Raw genomic sequence first — 14,433 nt, 5'->3', positions numbered from 1 at the left:
GGAAAGGAAATGATACCAACTATGGCACGCATAACAGGCACATATAAGACTACCGTGGTCGAGGCAGAGAAAGTCCGAGCCTTTATTCCATCTTCTTTGCCACCCCAAAAACCGTCCCTGCGTATCGAAGGTAACTTGGATAAATTGCATACAAACGCTGTTGCAGCCCTGGCCCGTCTGGAAGTTGCAGGTGCCCTAGTTCCCAGCGAGGAATGGTTCTTGTATGGTTTTGTCCGAAAAGAGGCGGTTATTTCCTCGCAAATCGAAGGCACACAGGCAACCTTGCAGGATGTCCTTACCTATGAGGCTACTCGCCAATCCGATATGCCTGCTGAAGTAGAGGAAGTCTGCAATTACGTCGAAGCCCTGGCATTTGCCCGCTCTGAGTTGGTCCGTCCAAAAGGACTCCCCTTGTGTACTCGCCTGCTGTGCAAGATTCACGAACATCTGATGCAAGGTGTCAGAGGTGCCGACAAACAACCCGGTACTATTCGCCGTTCGCAAAACTGGATAGGTGCAAGCCGTCCCGGTACTGCGCATTTTGTCCCGCCGCCACCTGAAGCAGTGCCCGAGTTGCTTGCGGCGATGGAACGATGGATTCACGACAAAGATTCGCTGCCACCACTGGTACGCGCAGGACTTGTCCACGTGCAATTTGAGACGATTCATCCATTCCTGGATGGCAATGGTCGTATTGGTCGACTCCTGATTACACTGCTGCTGGAACACTGGGGCTTGCTTACCTCGCCACTGCTGTATCTGAGTTTGGCCTTCAAGCGGCATCGTCAAGAATATTATCGTCGCCTTAGCGAAGTCAGAACTGCCGGCGACTGGGAAGGATGGACGGCGTTTTTCCTGTCGTGTGTGCAGGAATCTGCTGACAATGCGGTTGACACTGCTCGCCGTATATTTACTCTGATGGGCAAGGACCGTCAGACTGTTACCCATAATACATCGGCAACGGTATGTGCCATTCGACTGCTGGACCAGCTGGTTGAACATCCCATTGTTACCATGTCGATGGCCATGAAGTTGCTTAAGACCACAAAGCCGACTGCCTCCAAAGCAATCGATGCCCTGTGCCAAGCCGGTGTTCTCCATGAAATCACTGGTAAACGGCGGGATCGTATCTACGCTTATCAGGCATATCTTAAAATGCTCGCTGAGGACACCGAGGTTATTCAAAATGTGCGACCACCTCATCACAAGCGTTTTACAGAGATTCTGCGCGCAACCAACCAAAAGTATGGCCATGCTCTTGGCCGACTGGCCACAAGTCGCAAAACGGATTGAGTCAGTGAGCATCATTGCAACTGTCCTTTAAATCGCTGTGCCTTTTGGCCAGTAAATTCCTCGTATCTTTTTACAACTACATCACAATAAATCGGGTCCAGCTCCATGCCGTAGCTTACCCGTCCTGTCTGCTCACAGGCAATCATCGTAGTACCCGAACCCATGAACAAATCGAGGACCATATCCCCCGCCTTCGAACTGTTGACCAATGCACGCTGAACTATCTCCACGGGTTTCATAGTGGGATGCAGCCGGTTGGCAGATGGTTTCTTTTCGTTCCAAACGGTTGTCTGCGTCAAATCACCGTACCATGCATCTGATTGGCCCTCAATGTGACAGTAAAATATGGGCTCGTGCTGGAACTTATAACGGGCAAAACCAAATGCCCCACAGTTCTTTGCCCAGATGATTGGATTGCGTACTTTGAAACTGGCTCGCCGAATTGACAATTCAGTCTCAAGCTGCCAAGCAGATGCGTGGCATACATACATCGATGCTGCAGGCTTTATGCTCTGGAGGTACATAGCAAAGAATGCATCCATGAACTTTTCATAATCCTCAGCGCTCATAGAATCGTTCTTGATTGTCATCTTATCCTCAGTACCTCCGACATACGAAATATTATATGGGGGATCAGTGAAAACCATATCGGCAAGCTGGCCATTCATAAGCCGCTCGACGTCTTCTTTCATCGTCGAGTCGCCGCACATCAGCCGGTGGTCACCAAGTATCCAAATGTCGCCGGGCTGTGTTATTGGTTCGGCCGGTGGCTCGGGTACATCATCCGGGTCGGTCAAACCCTCGGTCACTTCGTTGCCGAGCAATTTGGCAAGCTCATCTTTGTCGAAACCTAAAAGTCCCAAGTCAAAATCCATGCCCTGGAGGTCTTTTAGCTCGATAGGCAGAAGTTCATAGTTCCAATCGGATAGTTCGTGAAGCTGATTGTCAGCGAGACGATACGCTTTTATCTGCACATCGTTTAAATCTTTGGCCACATGAACGGGAACTTTTTCAAGTCCGAGTTTCTGGGCCGCTTTGTAGCGGGTATGACCAACGATAATGACGCTGTCCCTATCAACCACAATCGGCTGGCGAAATCCAAACTCCTTCAAACTCCCCGCCACAGCGTCAACCGCCTTGTCATTGATCCGGGGATTGTTTTCATATGGGTGGATTTCGTTAATATTTCGTAGTTCTATTTTCATAATATGCTCCTTAAAAACTTCGTTTTCAGCTCAAAAACAATATTTTTGCATACTTTTTAAAAAAATGTAGTTGGCGACCGAATCAATGCCAAACGCCTACTGTTCCCCCCTGGGTTTGTCTTGTTTTAAGTCCCGGAGGACCCAAGACTTATATCGCGTTCGCTTCACGTTGCGACAGGTTGCTTCGTTTTTTATTCTTTGCGTAAGTGTTCAATTTTTTTTAAACATCGCAACCTGCGCAAACGTAAGCGATGTGTGCAAACCTACGAGACTGGAACGATTGTCTTGCGAGCTTCACCAATGTTTTGATACAACTGTGTTTCAATTGCCTTAACTTCCGGAACAGTTGATTGCGATACCTGCTTCATAGTCAGCTCAACGCCCTGCTTATGTGCATCGTACTTTGCCTGTGCCTGGGCCGCTTGCGTTGCATTCTTCTTTGCTATGCTTGCTGCAACTGCCGCTGCGATGCCGAGACCAACATCAATCAGAGGTGCATAAGGATTAAAAGGTGTGCTTGCTGCATTTGCTGCACGTACTCCTTCAAGCACTGTTGTCAAACCATCATCAGGATTGGTATACTGCGCATTTTTAACAGCACTTGCAATTGCCGCTGTTTTAGTTTGCACTGAGTCGATACTGCTTTGGAGCTTTTCGACTTTGGCAATAGCATTAGAATCTAGGGTGCCATTTTGCTTCAATGAATCCAGAGTTGCCTTTGTCTGCTCCTGGAATAAATCGATCTTGCCGCTTAACTCTTCTGTTTGGACAGCCAAACTCTGAAGCTGCTCGGGTTGGATGTTTGGCATCTGACAGCCACCAAGTGCTAATGCTAGACCAGTGACAATGATAATTAAAGCAATCACCACATCCCATTTACTAAATTGTTTTAAAGATTTCATTTCCGTACTCCTTAAAAAAAGTGTTTATTTATTTACCGGCAACATCGCCAGTGATGTTTGATTTGAATCCTTCCCGTTCCACCCCGCCTATACGCGTGCGCGCATCGCGTCGCGCGTGTGCGTGTGTGGGGTGAATAGGTGAAAGATTAATATATATATATGTATATATATTATTATCATATACTTATGACTTTTGAATCCTTCCCCAAATGCTTCACCCCTCTGTTTGGGACAATTTATTCTTTTCAGATTTTTTGTTACTAAAATGACTGGCAAACACTCTAAACTCTTAAATCTTTCACCCTTGGGTGAAACATTCATCATGATTCGGGGACACATTTTTATTCCTCCAACAGGCGATAGCCTGTTCCCTTATTGGTTTTTGTAGAAATGGTTATCGCTTCGATATCTCCTTGCTCCTTAAGAGTTTCTATAATATTGCGGAAACTGGTTTTATCGATTTTCATTCTCTTCATAAGTACACTATGCAGAAGCATTCTCTGATCCGCTTGGCGAAGTTTTTGTTTGACCTTGAGACACAAAGCGTGGAAGTCATTTTCAGCAACATAACAGTCGGCAAGATAGAGCATCCTTCGCAGCTGATGTGCCATAAGTGCAACAGACCATTTTGCAGCAGCTGCACTGATTAAGGGTGACAGGTGATTTTCACTGCAGCTGTAAATTAATGCCAGTTTGCGAGCGTTTTCATTTGCCCTGCCCCATACTGTTTTGGAGACCTCATCATTATTTTCTTCTGCTTTTGCATACTCGCTGTCTGCAAATACACGAAAATCATCGAGAATACGTTTAGCTTCTTTAGAATAATCAACAACTGCCGGTACCGGGTTTACATCAACAAGATTATTTGGTTTGCCTGGATTAAAATCCTTCCACCATTTAGCTACCTCAAGGATTTCCTTTGGCATCGAATCTATAAGACCTGCATCTTTGCCTTCTGAACGTTTACCGACATCAATAGTTATCATTCTTGCGATGAAACCATTGGTCATCATTCTCTCGCTTAGTGCACTGTAATAATATTTGGGTGTTGCCGTCCCAAAAAATGTAAGATGCGGCTGGTTGATAAATCCTGCCTGCTGTTTTCCTGCCTTTCTGCGCATTGGATATATGGAATTACTGGATGTGTACATTGTCAGCAGCGTTCCCATGATGCTCTCTAAATGCCCATCGCGACTCTTATTCAATGATAAAAGCATGCCATCAACTTCATCATTTTGAAAGAGCATGCATGGTGTCTGAAACATCGCATCCTGGAGGCCCTCACCTGAGGCAAATTTATCACCTAAGGCATTCATCTCACCTATCTGGTTAAGAATATGAGCATTGATTTTTCTTGGATGATCTTTACCGGTCGATGCACCTGCAAGAGCCAGGATATAAATATTGGGACGAAGATCACCCTTCTCGCGAACCTTGCGGCCACATAGATATGATTGCCCTGCCAAACCCCCGCAAAAAGCCATGGGCTGGTTTGGATACGCTGAAATCTGCATACAAAAATCAATTACTCGCGATATAAAACCAGGAACACGCATAAGCTCAACTGGTATTGGACCCGGATCAGTAAACCGCTGAATTTGCTTGTCTTGTTTTTCAAGCGATTTGACCAGTGCGGAGATATCTACATCAGTTGGTAGCTCGATATTCTTTTCACCATAACCTTTTGCTGCCAATGCCTGTGCTGCCTTACTATAATCACCATTATGTTCTAAAAGCGTATAAACGCTGAATGGTGAGTATGCCTTTTCACTTTCAAATGGATGTGCATTGGTACTGAATACGTAAAATACTCTATTTTTAAGTGTTGCAGAGGTCCCGCTTGTCTTGCCCGGCCGGCACCAATGCTCGTTTTCACCGCCCTGATAACACTGCCATCCATGCTGTAATAAAACATCCCTTAAATCGCCGTTGGCGTTATAATCGTCACCGGGCCGGAGATTTCCTGCTGGCGATGGTGCTGATATTGGTTGGGTTGGTTGGACTGGTTCCGGCACATATTCATTCAGACTCAATGCCGCTTCAAGTAATATGTCCCTGTCTTCCGCAGATATTACAGGTATGTTAGTGAAATCATTTTGAATCAGTTCATAGCCAGGAGTTGGCGCACATAAAAATAAACCACCTTCGCCGCGAGTTTCAATAAGCGTCAGAATTACAAACCAATTGCCATCTTTATCCTTGCGGGGTTTGTATTTTTTACCGCAGATTTTAACTTCATCTTCTGTTGGCAGGATAACTTTCTGCTGAGCAAGCTTTGTATTTCCGCACACTTCTGATTGGCACCTATAGATTACATGACGGCCTCCGGATTGTGATTTTTCAATTACAAGCCTGTCGACCAGACCGGGTGATTCCTTTTCCACTATATCGTACCATTGCGGATATGCCTGTCCCTCCAGATCGAAATCAATCATTTCAAGATTGCCGGAAACTTTACCTGCCACGATGCATACGCCACTGTGGCCATTACTGAACCAGGATTGCAGTTCAGTATCATATGGAAGCCGCTGCTGATATTGCTTCCATTGAGATAATGCTGCAAATTTAAGTTGCACATTTGCCGGCAGAACTGAAAGACCAGCCTGCAAATAAGTCAAAGATATATCTCTAATATTTGGCATAGTTTTCCCTAAAAGGGGATTCCATCGTTGGCAGGGACATACTGAGGCTCTGGTTGGTCGAATTGCCAATTGTCGGCTTGTGGATATTCGAATTGATAGCCAACTATCGCGTCGAATTTCTGGCCTGGAATACTTTTTACAGTTATTTTTACAGGCTCTCGTAACCTGCCATTGGTAGCAAAATATACTGCCATATCAGAATCATCCGGCACTACACCATCTGACCTCTGCTTCCACCAATTCTCAGCTTTTTGGCGAGCAAATCCTGTATGTTCAAAACATATCCATTCGGAAATATAGGAAGCGAAACCTATTTTATATTGCACTCGCATGGTTCGAGGTGATTCGGCTTTAGCACCTTTCTTGGCGTGAACGTTGTAGAGAACTTCCTCGACCGGATATTCATTAACACTTGCCTGGTCGGATAGTATCCCTTCGGTGCTGGCAGTGGTTTCATGTTTTGTTTTCTCCGGCGGCGGAAATTCGTATCCACATACAGGGCATCTTGCATAGGCAGCGTGAATAATTTCAGAGCATTCTGGGCATTCCTTTGCCGGAGCATCTCCATTTCCTTTGACAACTGCATCTGTGACCCGAAGGCAATCGACGGGACCATGACGAAGAATATTTCCACCAAAATCCAATACGAGACAATCTTTTTTACTTTCATGTAATCTAAAACCCCTTCCTACGGACTGATAGAAAAGTCCCGGCGACATCGTCGGGCGCAACATTGCTATACAATCGATATTAGGTGCATCAAAACCTGTAGTTAAAACATTTACATTGCAGAGATATTTGAGTTTTCCGCTTCGGAAATCATCAATCATCTTCCTCCGCCAGCCATCGGGACTATCGCCACTGACGAAACCACATTCGATGTTATGATCTTCCTGAAATATCCGCTGAATGTGCTTGCCATGTTCCACACCTGCAGCAAAGATAAGAACCGCTTTTCTATCCTGTGTGTATTCTAATATTTCAGAACATGCAGCCTTTACCCTCGTATCGGTATCCATCAAATCTTCAAGCTCGTTGGCGATAAATTCACCACCGCGAATGTGTAGACCGCTTGTATCAATGCGAGTTTTTGAGGCTTTGCTGCGAAGTGGACATAAAAAACCATCACGGATTAATTCTTTAATACCTACTTCGTAGCAGACTTCGTTTAGTATATTATCCGGTCCGCAGATCATGCCAGTTCCAGTGCGATATGGCGTCGCAGTCGTTCCGATAAGTCGAATATTAGGATTAACTATTTTTGCATCCCGCAAAAACGATAAATACATCCCATCGCCACTAGCAGGTATAAGATGGCTTTCATCAATAATGACAAGATCGAATGGTTCAAAATCAAAAGCTTTTCGATAAATAGATTGAATCGATGCTGCTATCACAGGCTGATGCATATCTTTCTGCTTTAATCCGACAGAATAAATTCCTACAAAATTATCACCGAGAAAGTGTTTAATTTCCCCGGCATTCTGCTCGATAAGTTCCTGAACATGTGCAAGAACAAGCACTCGCCCATCCCAAATGGAAACAGCATCATGACAAATTTGTGCCAGGATTATCGATTTTCCCGAGCCCGTCGGCAGCACAATACAGCCGTTACCTGTGCTTTTTCGCATGTAATCGTAACAAGCGTTAATTGCTTGTTTTTGATAAGCCCGAAGTTGTATCATTTTTATTTTGACATCCACCAAAAATATACGTATAATTTAGAAAAGATATTACGTAAGGAACTTTATATGCCAAAACTTACCCTTAATGCCGATAGCGAAACGGTGTCCTTGGCCAAAAAATTGGCACAAGTAAACAATGTCAGTGTGTCGGAAATGTTCAGCCAATTTATCCACAGTCTGGCTGCCGGCGATAAAACCGCTGTTGAGCTTGGACCACTTACACGCAAAATGGCAGGCATAATAAAACTGCCTCGCGGTAAATCCCAACGTGATGTGCTCACCGAAGCCCTGATAGAAAAATATGGACTTAAAAAATGAAGATATTTTTTGACACCAATATTCTGCTGGATGTTCTCCTGAATCGTCCGCAGCACTTTGATGCCTCGGCTAAATTGTGGACAGCTGCGGAGTCCTCGCATGTGCAGGGTTATATTTCCGCTATTAGTTTCAACAATATATACTACATCGTCAATAAACTCTCCGGCATCAAGACTGCTCAGAAGGTATTGACTACTTTGCGCAACAGCTTTACAACGGTTGACTGTACCGCTCAGATAGTCAATCAAGCCATAGATGCAAACGTGAAGGATTTTGAGGATGCGATTCAGTACTACAGTGCACTGCATGCCAAGTGTAACTACCTGCTGACACGAAATATCAAACATTTCCCGTTGAAAAGTATTGTCGTTCAAACCCCAGAACAATTCCTTGCCACATTCGATGAATCGATTCATTAGCAAAGGGATAATTCTCTGTATTGTTACTTGCACTTTTTTCATGTTTCTTTCACTTTTAATGTTTTAATCGTTACTATTGTTTTTCCGCCCTTGAAAGGTTCTTTCATAACAGTTGTCAGATGCTTTATCTGGCAATCGTTAAAAAAGGCTCTGCCCTTCTCCAATGCATCCAGCAGCGGTTTTTGAATATTGTCGATATCACGCTTGCGTCTATCCGGCGGGTATGCCCTGACCTTCATCGCGAGCATACCCGCCATCGGTCGAACTCTTGCTGCCATAAGTGCCCTGCAAACTTTTCCGCGAAATAAAAGTCCTTCAGGGCCAATGAACGTCCTGTTCCCCCGCCGCTTGAAATAATGATTAATACTTGGCGGATATGGCAGCTCTATCGTCAGCGTTTCCAGGGAGCAATTCCTTTTTGTGATGGAGCATTTTGCGAAACAGATGTTTCTCTTTTGCTGTAACCTTTGATTTCGTTAGCCAACTCACCGTTGTCACTGCGTTTTTTAACTTTGACATTGATGATCATTGGCATATTGTGCAACTCTGCACTATCCTTGGGCACCATCACTCCGATAGCTTGGCAAATGGCAGCCAATTGACTTTTGGCTATTTTCACCGTCGTATCATTCTGGTTTTCAAGGCTTAGCCTGGCCCAGAGCAGGCGATTCTTGTACTCGCCTTCGATAATCTGAAATTTCAATTCGAGATAGCTGCCATTTCCGTTTTTGGCCGCTTTCATTTCACTGTCTACAATCACAGCAGAATATTTCCCCGCTGGTATTGGATCAAAATCGGTTGCAGCTTCGACGTTATTTGCATTAAAGTTAAGATTAGCCATTGTTTACATTCTCCAGATTAGTAGTTTCTTGATTTGAATTGTTATTGAGCGCGTTTACGAACGCATCCCACGATAGAGGAATTTCATACGGAAGGTTGTATCTGTTCTTGGCAATACATGATGGACCGCCAACAGTGCGAATTAATCGCTCACCACCAGATTCGCCAATACCGACTGCTATGGTTCTTTCTCTTCCAAAACCAGCATCTTCACTTTGAGTTCTAAACCTGCGGGTTGCAAACAATACCGCATCACTCCATTCGGTAAGCAATGCAGCAGCATGTTTATGCAGACGCGGTGTATAACGGTCGTAGGCATTCGATTCCGGATCTTCGAAACGCTCAACTTTTGCATGTGCAATAAGTATCACTGCCATATGCCGCTCGGTTCGCAGTGAATCTAAAGCATCGACAATCTGTCGCCAGAAACCCAGAGCCGCGATATATCCTTTTGCAAAACCACCATCGACTCGTTCAATTGAGCTTGCGCCTGATAGACGGCACAATTCTTCCCAAATAAGCTGCTCGAGCCAATCGCAACTATCAATAACAACTGTTTGATAATCATGTTTTTCGATTGCCAATGCTGACAAATACGCCTCGATGTCGGTGTATTTTTTAGCTAGTGGAAATGATGCACAATCAATTTCACTCAGACCATCTTCGGTTGGAATAAAAATTGGATTCGGTGCATTTGCACCAAACGTACTTTTGCCAACGCCCTCAACACCATAAAGCATCAATCTTGGCGGCATCGGACGTTTTCCTGTGTGTACCTGTTCAAGTATGTTCATTTGTCTTCCTTAATTAGTTTTTTTATTAACATTTCTCATTCCATTCGGCTGGCCAGCCAAAGGCAGGTACCGGAATTGAACCGGTAAAATTCCTTTCCTGCCTGAAAGTCCGCATGCCTGTTTTTTGATGCCAGACTCAATAAAAAAATGTGTCCCTCTATAGGTTATTTATTAACACGAGCAGCCGATTTGTTTCATAAACATGCAATTTTTTTGAATCCAGATGCGAGGAAAAATGCCCGGATTTGTTTTACGCTACGGCTAATAGTAGCACGAGAAATACCCAGCAACGATGCTGTTTTAGCCGGAGAATTGCTCTTGAGCAGCTCCGCTATTTCACGCAGATGTTCGGGCATTTTTTCAAGTACAATACTTACATCATGTTCTGTTTCAAAATCAACCTCGTATGTTGGCACAATACCTGATTCATCATTTTCTATCGTATCCAGCGAAACCATATTGCCGATGCACTTGAGCTTAATCCGATATTCACGTCTGAAATTGCAGTAGCGATTGTTACATACTTTTGATACATAGGTTTGCCATGTACTTACACCGGCATTAAAGTTTGGCATAGCCTCGATAATAGCCAACACGAACTCCTGGCGTACATCACCAGGTGAGAGGTTTTTTATTTCCATAACTTTCTTGAGCTTGGAAATGCGGATATCGATTTGTTTGTCGATAAACGTCTCGATTTCCTGCCGTGAGTCCGTGATTGCTGGATGTCTTAGAAATAAATCTGCGATAGTTAAGTTACTGTTTTCTAAAGTTTTCATAAAAATCTCCAATGGAGGTTGTTAAAAATGGCGAATCAACGCTGATCCGCACAACCTCCATCGCATTTGCAGAAAATGGAGAAAAAATTTTTATGAAGTGATATAAGTTCTGATTTTTAAATAAATTAGCGCAATAAAAAATCCATTTGCATTTGCAGAAAACTAATGCAAATGCAAATGGATCAAAATTTATCAAATCTAAGGATTACAAACGCTTGCCGTACCTTAAAATCTCATCGTTGGAATAAGTGATATTAAGTAATATTGGCAATTCAGGTTCTGCATCAAAAGCTCTGGTTACCTCATCCGGACGGATACCTACCATTTTACCAAGCTCCTGTTTTTCCAGAATGGGAGCCTTTTTCAGATCACAGCCATTATCGATTTGGTCATTGATTCGATCATACTGGCTGCGAATATGGTCTATTAGCCATTGTTTTAATTTAATAATATTTGCAGCTGTTTTTTGCCCTTTCCTACTTGGCTTATTTGCAAAATTACTGCGGCCGGTAGGATTTACCATTTGTGCAAAAACTAATAAACACTGATTCCACTGTTCGGTACATTGTATCCGGGCATTGGAATATTCAATTACATCATCAAGTTGCACTATAATTGATGCTTTTTTGTCGATCAAGATACGTGCTTCCTCTGAACAGTCTTTCATGCTGGTGGTAAGCAAGATGAACGGTCTGGGCATCTGGCAGAGATCTTTAATAATAGAAATAAAAGACTGGGGCTTGGCGACTATCATGTACACCGAAAATTCTGCCGCTGGCTTGGGCTTGTATTTGCCCAGCAATATATGGTCAGACGCACTTTGTACAGGATTTTGTGCTGGAGATAACGAGAGCGCATCAGCCAATGTCTTTCGCAGCTTTTCTATATTGATACGGTACAGTGCAATGTCGGTTTTTGTCAGGGGAATACGAATATCGCTGTCTTCAGGACAGATTGCAACCATGTCACCATTTCTATGCTTTATAATACGAAGTTTCAGTCCGTATGACCTTGGGTGCGGATATGCCGATGCGTATCCACCTGTGGGTGTAAGGAGCGGGTTGACGACCACGAAACTATCACTAACCCGCTGTTTCCATTCTGCTAACACCGCAGTTCTATCATTACGATTTTCAAGCAACTGCCAAAACGACGTTAGTTTCGCCATCAATGGTCTCCTTATTTATAGTAATGAAACCTCGCTTTTCCAGCCATGTGTTCACAAGGAGACTGTCTGACTCGCGGTCGAATATTGCAACATTAGGCGGTCGGATGCTTACAGTTCTGGGGCGAACAGAATTAGCGAAAGTAATTTTGAAACTGGCCTTAACCAAACTTGCCGCTGCCGGAATACAGCGGGATTGAGATTCGAGTGCTTCAAAAACATCATCAGCTTTGTGTATTTCGATATGATATATATTCGCATCATGTCGAAACTGTAATTCACAGATTTTGATTTCATCAATTCCATCTACATCGGTACACAGAAGCGAATCGGAACCGTCAACACGAAGTGGGTCAAGTGAGTATTTATCACCGCTATTTTCAATGTCAAACATGGATTCATTGCCAAATATGTGTTTACCAAAAAATTTGCAATATGCCTTTTTTTCTCCCTTAGTGGAAGTATGAATTGAAAACTCTCCAATTTCGGGGTTGTACAGGAGGACATCAAATTTTTCAGGGCGATAAAAGATACTGGATGGTTCGTCATTTTTAAGTGTCCCTTCACGTTTGTACGGCTCTCCATGGCGTACCAAAAACCATGCTATCCCATCACGTATAAACACAAATACTTTTGTACCGCGGCCCCGTTTCTTCGTTTCGAACCAATGATTAAGATCACTCTCCAGATTCTGAATCGTTGCAGCACCTGGTAACGCAAATGACGGAATGCTCGAGCATGTAGTTAAGAAGGAATCGAATTTTTTTGCACGCACCATAAACTGCTCTGCATGAATCGATTCCAATAGGCTTGGGGATGCAAGCCAAATGGCTACCGCCAGGTCTCCAACTGTTGGCTCAGGCAATGTTTCCATGACAATATCTGCTTTTGACATTTTAACCATCAACTCATCGTAATACCCTGGCAGTGACATTTCATCAATGAAGAATAATGCGTCTAATAATTCTTCTGGGGTGTCTTCATTGGGCGACATCAGTACACTTGCCAGATGGTCGTAATCTAATTCCTCACAGGCATTGATGTTAAAATGCCTGCCAGCGAAAAATTCAGCATGCCGTTGCAGAAATTGCATCATCAACGGACGAGAAATCGCTTTAAGAATTGCGGGGTTCGAAAAATTTCTAAGTCTAAAACTGGTTGCCATAAAATTTACCTTTCAAATAAAATTATACTGTATACTAAACACTAAACGATAATATTTAAAAAAATTCTAAAATAATCCCCTCTCAGGCTGTTTTGTAAGAATAAGACCCAAATTAATAAGTCGTATTTGCATAGCCTGGCCGGAAACATTAAATATTTTTGCTAACTGTTTGGCTATTTGTACTGTGGGCTGATTATCTTCAGCCAAACCCCAACGTGCGCTAAGATCGGAAATTTCATCCACCGCAACGTAAGGCTCAAGACTTCCCACTATTTCTTTCCATTTATTTTGCACCATCTGTTTTGGCATCAATAAAAATCCGGCAAATATATCCGCCTGTTTTTCAATGGGCTTTTTTGCTGAAATCTTACGACATACAATTGCAGGCTTTTGCTCCGTCTCAAATAAACTATTGCTATTTTCTAAAATTTGGCTTTTATGCAGTTGCCAATGTCCAAGTTCGTGTGCAACAGTAAACCGATACCGCCCAATTTTAGCAGGATATACTGTTGGGTCTAGCGATTGATCGATACGGATTTTTTTTAATTGAACCCATGTTGCGCCAAGTACATCTGGGATTTCGAGCGATGATGGTAAATCATCAAAACCATAATCCAGTTTAAGGTGAGAATCAACGATCTCTTCTACCGGAATAGGTGGCTTTGTAACCTCACCAAATTTCTGGCTATATTCACCCAGCAATTTAAATGCGGCAGTTTCTATTTTAAAGTCGTGTATATATTTTACTTCCATCCGTGTCCTTATTCATGGTGTCAATCCTTTTTGTCAGGAAGATCTTTGATTATTTTTTTTAAATCTTTTTCCGAAATCCCACTGGCCTTACGCAAAAAATCAGCCATCATCTTCGGCTTTTCCATAATTATTTTCTGGAGGGCAGGGTCGGTTTTACCTGCCAAAGCCAGTAATTCATCCGCATCAGTTCCGAGTAAAGCAGCTATTTTTTTTATTGTTTCAGGTGCAGGAGGATCGAAATCACCGTTTTCTATTCTGCTTAAATAAGTTGCACTGATTCCAACAGCTAGCGCAAATTGGCGGAGCGAAAACTTTGGGTCTATAGCCTTCTTAGCATCCCGAAGTTTTCGAATTTTGTTACCGAATTCGCGTTTTCCTGGCATCTGATACCTTAAACAAACAATAAATCCTTATCTGTTGAGTAATACTAAACAGTTTTTATTTTATTTGCAATAGAAAAAAATGCCGAAAAA

The 14,433-nt window shown here is 43.2% G+C and carries 15 protein-coding genes; 3 read left to right on the top strand and 12 right to left on the bottom strand.

Features of this window, described 5'->3' with window-relative positions; genetic code table 11:
- Positions 1-21 precede the first annotated feature (21 nt).
- Positions 22-1,293 carry a Fic family protein gene (locus tag WC496_02700; protein MFA5291923.1) on the top strand — a complete coding sequence of 424 codons (1,272 nt, stop codon included), beginning with the start codon at positions 22-24 and terminating at the stop codon, positions 1,291-1,293.
- 11 nt (positions 1,294-1,304) lie between these two features.
- Here the strand turns inward: WC496_02700 and WC496_02695 are convergent, their stop codons facing one another.
- From WC496_02695 to WC496_02680, 4 genes are all read right to left on the bottom strand, one after another.
- Positions 1,305-2,498 (bottom strand): DNA modification methylase, encoded by a 1,194-nt coding sequence (locus WC496_02695; protein ID MFA5291922.1) that lies wholly within the window; start codon positions 2,496-2,498, stop codon positions 1,305-1,307.
- Between the two features lie 263 nt (positions 2,499-2,761).
- Complete coding sequence (locus tag WC496_02690) at positions 2,762-3,400, bottom strand: hypothetical protein (protein ID MFA5291921.1); 639 nt, start codon at positions 3,398-3,400, stop codon at positions 2,762-2,764.
- A 341-nt stretch (positions 3,401-3,741) separates the two neighbouring features.
- Positions 3,742-6,042: a bifunctional DNA primase/polymerase gene (locus WC496_02685; GenBank protein MFA5291920.1), complete on the bottom strand. Its 2,301-nt coding sequence runs from the start codon at positions 6,040-6,042 to the stop codon at positions 3,742-3,744.
- A gap of 8 nt (positions 6,043-6,050) precedes the next feature.
- A complete protein-coding gene (locus tag WC496_02680; protein ID MFA5291919.1) occupies positions 6,051-7,727 on the bottom strand; it encodes a DEAD/DEAH box helicase family protein in 1,677 nt (558 codons plus the stop codon).
- Between the two features lie 66 nt (positions 7,728-7,793).
- Between WC496_02680 and WC496_02675 the strand changes: the two genes are divergently transcribed.
- Together WC496_02675 and WC496_02670 are read left to right on the top strand one after the other, a co-directional pair.
- Positions 7,794-8,045 (top strand): DUF6364 family protein, encoded by a 252-nt coding sequence (locus tag WC496_02675; GenBank protein ID MFA5291918.1) that lies wholly within the window; start codon positions 7,794-7,796, stop codon positions 8,043-8,045.
- Positions 8,042-8,464, top strand: a complete 423-nt coding sequence (locus WC496_02670) for a PIN domain-containing protein (protein MFA5291917.1) — start codon at positions 8,042-8,044, stop codon at positions 8,462-8,464. The genes WC496_02675 and WC496_02670 overlap by 4 nt, the downstream gene beginning before the upstream one ends.
- 38 nt (positions 8,465-8,502) lie before the next feature.
- Here the strand turns inward: WC496_02670 and WC496_02665 are convergent, their stop codons facing one another.
- The 8 genes from WC496_02665 to WC496_02630 form a co-directional block, all read right to left on the bottom strand.
- Complete coding sequence (locus WC496_02665; protein ID MFA5291916.1) at positions 8,503-8,847, bottom strand: RusA family crossover junction endodeoxyribonuclease; 345 nt, start codon at positions 8,845-8,847, stop codon at positions 8,503-8,505.
- 8 nt (positions 8,848-8,855) lie between these two features.
- Positions 8,856-9,305, bottom strand: coding sequence for a DUF669 domain-containing protein (locus tag WC496_02660; GenBank protein MFA5291915.1), 450 nt, complete (start codon positions 9,303-9,305; stop codon positions 8,856-8,858).
- Positions 9,298-10,098, bottom strand: coding sequence for an ATP-binding protein (locus WC496_02655; GenBank protein MFA5291914.1), 801 nt, complete (start codon positions 10,096-10,098; stop codon positions 9,298-9,300). Before WC496_02655 ends, WC496_02660 begins: the two co-directional genes overlap by 8 nt.
- 194 nt (positions 10,099-10,292) lie before the next feature.
- Positions 10,293-10,877: a hypothetical protein gene (locus tag WC496_02650; GenBank protein ID MFA5291913.1), complete on the bottom strand. Its 585-nt coding sequence runs from the start codon at positions 10,875-10,877 to the stop codon at positions 10,293-10,295.
- 205 nt (positions 10,878-11,082) lie between these two features.
- Complete coding sequence (locus WC496_02645; protein MFA5291912.1) at positions 11,083-12,045, bottom strand: hypothetical protein; 963 nt, start codon at positions 12,043-12,045, stop codon at positions 11,083-11,085.
- Positions 12,011-13,207 carry a hypothetical protein gene (locus WC496_02640; protein MFA5291911.1) on the bottom strand — a complete coding sequence of 399 codons (1,197 nt, stop codon included), beginning with the start codon at positions 13,205-13,207 and terminating at the stop codon, positions 12,011-12,013. Before WC496_02640 ends, WC496_02645 begins: the two co-directional genes overlap by 35 nt.
- 66 nt (positions 13,208-13,273) lie before the next feature.
- Complete coding sequence (locus WC496_02635) at positions 13,274-13,960, bottom strand: ImmA/IrrE family metallo-endopeptidase (protein ID MFA5291910.1); 687 nt, start codon at positions 13,958-13,960, stop codon at positions 13,274-13,276.
- 20 nt (positions 13,961-13,980) lie between these two features.
- Positions 13,981-14,343 carry a helix-turn-helix transcriptional regulator gene (locus WC496_02630; GenBank protein ID MFA5291909.1) on the bottom strand — a complete coding sequence of 121 codons (363 nt, stop codon included), beginning with the start codon at positions 14,341-14,343 and terminating at the stop codon, positions 13,981-13,983.
- Positions 14,344-14,433: the final 90 nt, after the last annotated feature.

The organism is Phycisphaerae bacterium (assembly GCA_041652575.1).
Classification (GTDB): domain Bacteria; phylum Planctomycetota; class Phycisphaerae; order Sedimentisphaerales; family UBA12454; genus UBA12454.
This window is presented reverse-complemented; position numbering and strand designations above follow the sequence as displayed.

Coding starts and splice junctions, on each gene's coding strand:
- WC496_02685 (MFA5291920.1), bottom strand. CDS start 6,042: ATGCCAAATATTAGAGATATATCTTTGACTTATTTGCAGGCTGGTCTT.
- WC496_02635 (MFA5291910.1), bottom strand. CDS start 13,960: ATGGAAGTAAAATATATACACGACTTTAAAATAGAAACTGCCGCATTT.
- WC496_02700 (MFA5291923.1), top strand. CDS start 22: ATGGCACGCATAACAGGCACATATAAGACTACCGTGGTCGAGGCAGAG.
- WC496_02640 (MFA5291911.1), bottom strand. CDS start 13,207: ATGGCAACCAGTTTTAGACTTAGAAATTTTTCGAACCCCGCAATTCTT.
- WC496_02670 (MFA5291917.1), top strand. CDS start 8,042: ATGAAGATATTTTTTGACACCAATATTCTGCTGGATGTTCTCCTGAAT.
- WC496_02680 (MFA5291919.1), bottom strand. CDS start 7,727: ATGATACAACTTCGGGCTTATCAAAAACAAGCAATTAACGCTTGTTAC.
- WC496_02630 (MFA5291909.1), bottom strand. CDS start 14,343: ATGCCAGGAAAACGCGAATTCGGTAACAAAATTCGAAAACTTCGGGAT.
- WC496_02695 (MFA5291922.1), bottom strand. CDS start 2,498: ATGAAAATAGAACTACGAAATATTAACGAAATCCACCCATATGAAAAC.
- WC496_02645 (MFA5291912.1), bottom strand. CDS start 12,045: ATGGCGAAACTAACGTCGTTTTGGCAGTTGCTTGAAAATCGTAATGAT.
- WC496_02655 (MFA5291914.1), bottom strand. CDS start 10,098: ATGAACATACTTGAACAGGTACACACAGGAAAACGTCCGATGCCGCCA.
- WC496_02660 (MFA5291915.1), bottom strand. CDS start 9,305: ATGGCTAATCTTAACTTTAATGCAAATAACGTCGAAGCTGCAACCGAT.
- WC496_02690 (MFA5291921.1), bottom strand. CDS start 3,400: ATGAAATCTTTAAAACAATTTAGTAAATGGGATGTGGTGATTGCTTTA.
- WC496_02675 (MFA5291918.1), top strand. CDS start 7,794: ATGCCAAAACTTACCCTTAATGCCGATAGCGAAACGGTGTCCTTGGCC.
- WC496_02650 (MFA5291913.1), bottom strand. CDS start 10,877: ATGAAAACTTTAGAAAACAGTAACTTAACTATCGCAGATTTATTTCTA.